Raw genomic sequence first — 4,907 nt, 5'->3', positions numbered from 1 at the left:
CGACCCGACGCTTCGGGTCGCCCTTCTCGTTCATCCTTCGACTATCCACCGAGAGAACTTCCGCCGGGGTTCACGCGGCGGCTTCCTCGCGGCGCTTGCAGTCCAGGCAGTAGCGGGCGTGCGGCAGCGCCTCCAGCCGCTCGAAGGGGATCGGCTTCTTGCAGCCGTGGCAGATGCCGAACTCGTCCGGGTCGTTGTACAGCCGGCGAAGCGCCTCTTCCACGCGATAGAGGTAGCGCCCTTCCTTGCTGGCGAAGAGGAACGACTTCTCGCGCTCCATGGCGTCGGTCCCCTGGTCGGCCATGTGGAACGAGTAGCTGGACAGGTCCGCGTCCGCGGCGTCGCGGGTCAGCGACGCCTGCTCCTGGAACCGGCCGAGCGACCGGAGGATCTTGTCTCGCTCACGAAGAAGAAGGCGCTCGATCTGTTCGAGCTGGGTCCGTTCCATCGCCTGTCTCACTGCTGAGTGTTGGCCGTTTGGACGCGGGGCGTCGGGGGGAGACGCGAGGGACGTTGGGGAGGAAGAAGCGCCCCGAGCGGTACGTAACAACCTTCAAAGATAACCATTTGCGCGCATCTCCGCCAGCCCGCGCCCGCTGTCCACCGGGCGGGCGGAGATGCCGTCAGATGCCGAAGCGGCGGAGGATGTCGTTGCCGTTGGCCCAGAGCATCAGCGCGACAACGATGAACAGCCCCACGTGCGACATGCGGATGCGCGCCTCCACCGAGAGCGGCCGCCCGCGGATGGCCTCGATGGCGAGGAACATCAGGTGCCCGCCGTCCAGGATGGGGATCGGCAGGATGTTGAGGACGGCCAGGTTGATGGAGAAGAAGCCCAGGAAACCCAGGAACACCTCCAGCCCCAGCCGCGCGCTGTCGCCCGAAGCCTCGCCGATGCTGAGCAGCCCGCCCATGCTGCGCGGGGAGATCTGCCCCGTCACCAGCTTCCGCAGCGTTCCCGCGATGTACTGGGCACCGTCCCAGGTCCTCGTGACGCCCTGGTGCGCCGCTTCGGCGAAGCCGACAGCACGGTGGCCCTGCGGCAGCGGCCTGGGCCCCACCCCGATCTTCCCCACCTGCACGGGGCGGCCCTCGCCGTCCGTCTCCTGCTGGGAGCGGGGCACGATGGTCAGCGCCAGCACGCGCCCGCCGCGCACCACGTCCATGCGCATGGGCCGCTTGGGGCTGGCCTGGATGCCGTCCACCACCTCGTACCAGGTGCGCGCCGGCTTCCCGCTCACGGCCACGATGCTGTCGCCCGTGCGGAGGCCGGCGCGGAAGGCGGGCTCGCCCGCCAAGACCTGACCCGCCACGGGGGGGATCAGCGGCCGGACGGCGTTGAGCAGCGTCAGCCGGTCCGCCTGCCCCCCGGGCACGTCCAGCGTGACGGGGCCCCCGCGGTCCAGCCGCAGCTCCACCGGGCCGGCGGGAGCGTCGGAAAGCCTGTCGTTGACGTCGTTCCAGTTCTGCACCGGTTTGCCGCCCACCGACAGGATCGCCGCGCCGAAAGGCACGGTCTCCAGCGGCTTCGCGGGGACGCCAGCCGCTCCCGACGGGGGAGGGGCGACCCGGACCGTCTGGAGCACGGTCTCGCCGTAGATGAGCGGCGTGACGGTGTAGACCACGATGGCGAACAAGATGTTCATGATCACGCCCGCGGTGATCACGAAGACGCGCGCCCACAGCGGCTTGGCATCGAAGGTCCGCGATGGGTCCACCGGCGGGTCGGCCGGGGCGCCGCCCTCCAGCCCCTCGGCCGCGGCGTCGTCCTCCATCCCCGCCATCTTCACGTAGCCGCCCAGCGGGATGGCCGAAAGCACGAACTCCGTCTCGCCCACGTGGAAGCCCGCCACGCGCGGCCCGAGGCCCAGCGAGAAGCGCGGCGCGGCGATGCCGACAGCCTTGGCGGCGAAGAAGTGCCCGAACTCGTGCACCAGCACGAGCACGGAGATCACTACGATCAGCGAGAGGATCTCTAGCACGGCACCTGTCTGCGAACGAAGGTTTCGGTGGCGCGGCGGGCGCGCGAGTCAGCGTCGAGCACCGCTTCCAGCGAGGCCGCGGCGCCCTCGCCGCAGCAGCCGAGCGCGTGCGACACGGCTTCGGCGATTCCCGTATACCCCAGATCGCCGGAAAGGAACGCGGCGACCGCCACCTCGTTGGCGGCGTTGAAGACCGCCGGGGCGATGCCGCCCGCACGCCCGGCTTCCACGCCCAGCGCGAACGCGGGGAACCGCTCCTGGTCCACCGCCTCGAAGGTCAGCGTTCCCGCCGCCACGGGGTCGAACCGGCGGCACGCGTACTCCAGCCGCCGCGGATACGATAGCGCGTAGAGGACGGGGATTTCCATCGTGGGGAACCCCATCTGCGCCAGCACCGAGCCGTCCACCATCTCCACCATGCTGTGGATGATGGACTGGGGATGCACGACGGCCTCGATCGCGTCGTACGGCACGCCGAAGAGGAAGTGCGCCTCGATCACCTCCAGCGCCTTGTTGGCGAGCGTGGCGGAGTCGATGGTGATCTTGGCGCCCATGCTCCACGTGGGATGCCGCAGCGCGTCGGCCGGCGTCACGTGCGCGAGGCGCTCGGCGCTCCAGCCGCGGAAGGGCCCGCCGGACGCCGTGAGCACCAGCCGCCGCACCTCGTCCGGCGCGGTCCCGTTGAGGCACTGGAGGATGGCGCTGTGCTCGCTGTCCACCGGCACCAGCTCCCCCCCGCCCTGCCGCGCCGCCTCCATCACCAGCGGCCCGCCACACACCAGCGACTCCTTGTTCGCCAGCGCCACGCGCTTGCCCGCCCGCAGCGCGGCCAGCGTGGGCTCCAACCCCGCGGCGCCGACCACGGCGTTCAGCACGACGTCCGCGTCGGGATGCGTCGCGGCCTCCAGCAGCGCAGCGCGCCCCGTCCTCCACTCGCTCTCTGCCGAAGCGCCGTCCGGCACCGGACCGTCGGCGACGACTGCGAGGTCGGGGCGATACCGGCGGGCGAGCTTCAGGAGCGCGTCGCCGCCCCGGTGCGCGGTGAGGGCGACGGCGCGGAAGCGGTCCGGGTGCTGGTCCAGCACCGCCAGCGCGCTCCGGCCTATGGAGCCCGTCGCGCCCAGGATGGCGACGCCGCGAGGGGTCACGCGCCCACCACGTAGCGGAAGAAGAAGTACGCCAGCGGCAGCGTGAAGAAGAGCGAGTCGAAGCGGTCCAGCGCTCCGCCGTGCCCCGGCAGCAGCGTGCCGGAATCCTTGACCCCCGCGTCGCGCTTGAGCAGCGACTCCGCCAGGTCGCCGACGACCGCCGCGACGGAGACGACCGCGCCGAACAGGGCGGCTTGCAGCAGGCCTAGGTGGTAGCCGGGGAAGCGGTTCAGGACCCACGTGTACGCGACCGCGACGAGGATCGTCCCCGCGAGCGCGCCGGCCGATCCCTCCACCGTCTTTCCGGGGCTCACGCGCGGGATCAGCTTGTGCTTGCCGAACGCGCGGCCCACGAAGTACGCGAAGCTGTCGTTGCACCACGTGAGCAGCACCGGCGCGAAGAGCAGCGCGGTGCCGTGCAGCGGGTTCGTGACGCCGGGGAGGTGGCGGAGGAAGAGGCCGAAGGCGAGGAGGCCGCCCGTGTACGCCGCGCCGAAGACGGTGACGGCCACGGAGAGGAGCGGCTGCCCCTCCACCCCGCGCGTCCAGATGGCCGCCGTGGTGGCGCCGAGGACGAGCAGGACGAGCAGCGCGCCGAACGCGGCGTTCTCCAGCCCCCGCTGCGGAGCGGAGGCGGCGACGAGGACGAACCCGGCGGAAGCCGCGGCGCCCAGGCCGGCGAGCGCGCGGGCGCCCTTGAGGCCCGCCATGCGGTACAGCTCCAGCGCGGCGAGGACGGCGACCAGCGCGAGCAGCGCGGCCAGCACCCAGCCGCCCAGGTACACGGCGCCGATGGCGATGGGGATGCCCACCGCCGCCACGGCGGCGCGCGTCGCGGTCTCCGAACGGGCCACGGAAGAGCCTTAGGTGGCGAGGACGCGGCCGAAGCGCCGCTCCCGCCGCTGGAAGTCGAGGATGGCGCCGAAGAGGTGCTCGCGCGTGAAGTCCGGCCAGAGCACCTGGGAGATGTGCAGCTCGGTGTAGGCCAGCTGCCACAGCATGAAGTTGGAGATGCGCAGCTCGCCCGAGGTGCGGATCAGCAGGTCCGGGTCCGGCACGTCGGCCGTGAAGAGCTGCGACGCGAACAGGTCCTCGTCGATCTCCTCGGGCACCAGCGTGCCGTTGCGCACGCGCTCGGCCAGCATGCGCGCGGCACGCGTGATCTCGGCGCGCGAGCCGTAGCTGATGGCGAGGTTCAGGCGCATCTTCGGGCCGCCTGCGGTGTGCTCCACCATGCCCTCCAGCGCGCCGCGGGTGCGCGGGCCCAGGCGGTCCATGTCGCCGATCACCCGCACCTCCACGCCCTTCTCCTTCAGCTCGCGGCGCTCCTTGCGCACGTACAGCTCCAGCAGCGCCATGAGCGCCGACACCTCGCCCGCGGGCCGGTGCCAGTTCTCTTGCGAGAAGGCGAAGAGCGTCAGCACCTCCACGCCTGCGTCCACCGCCGCCTCCACCGCCTCGCGCACGGCGCGCATGCCGGCGCGGTGCCCGAACTCGCGCGGGCGGCTGCGCTCGCGCGCCCAGCGGCCGTTGCCGTCCATGATGATGGCGACATGGCGGGGGACCTCGCCGTTCAGCCGGATGTGGTGCAGGAGGTCAGAAGCCATGCCGAAAGATGGAAACCCGTGCGAAGTTTGTCAAAGCACTCCGTGCCGCAAAGAAGCAAGAGGGGGACCGCCGCCGCATGCAGCCGGTCCCCCGTCTCGGTCCGTCGGACGCACCGTGTACCCCGCCGCCGCGGATAGGTCCCCTGAGCGCCGGCGCCGCGGGAGCAAAC

The 4,907-nt window shown here is 71.6% G+C and carries 5 protein-coding genes; all 5 read right to left on the bottom strand.

Annotated elements, in window-relative coordinates:
* Positions 1 to 70: 70 nt before the first annotated feature.
* Entirely contained in the window at positions 71 to 448 is a 378-nt protein-coding gene (locus tag VFE05_15255; GenBank protein ID HET6231430.1) for a TraR/DksA C4-type zinc finger protein, read from the bottom strand.
* Between the two features lie 175 nt (positions 449 to 623).
* The gene (gene rseP, locus VFE05_15250) at positions 624 to 1,982 is read right to left on the bottom strand and encodes an RIP metalloprotease RseP (protein HET6231429.1); all 1,359 of its coding nucleotides are present in this window, start codon (positions 1,980 to 1,982) and stop codon (positions 624 to 626) included.
* The gene (locus VFE05_15245; protein HET6231428.1) at positions 1,976 to 3,130 is read right to left on the bottom strand and encodes a 1-deoxy-D-xylulose-5-phosphate reductoisomerase; all 1,155 of its coding nucleotides are present in this window, start codon (positions 3,128 to 3,130) and stop codon (positions 1,976 to 1,978) included. The genes rseP and VFE05_15245 overlap by 7 nt, the downstream gene beginning before the upstream one ends.
* Positions 3,127 to 3,984, bottom strand: coding sequence for a phosphatidate cytidylyltransferase (locus tag VFE05_15240; protein HET6231427.1), 858 nt, complete (start codon positions 3,982 to 3,984; stop codon positions 3,127 to 3,129). Before VFE05_15240 ends, VFE05_15245 begins: the two co-directional genes overlap by 4 nt.
* A gap of 9 nt (positions 3,985 to 3,993) precedes the next feature.
* Positions 3,994 to 4,737 (bottom strand): isoprenyl transferase, encoded by a 744-nt coding sequence (locus tag VFE05_15235; GenBank protein ID HET6231426.1) that lies wholly within the window; start codon positions 4,735 to 4,737, stop codon positions 3,994 to 3,996.
* Between the last annotated feature and the right edge of the window lie 170 nt (positions 4,738 to 4,907).

The sequence above is a fragment of the Longimicrobiaceae bacterium genome, assembly GCA_035696245.1.
Taxonomy (GTDB): domain Bacteria; phylum Gemmatimonadota; class Gemmatimonadetes; order Longimicrobiales; family Longimicrobiaceae; genus DASRQW01.
The sequence above is the reverse complement of the archived record's forward strand: the minus strand, read 5'-3'. Positions and strand labels throughout refer to the sequence as shown.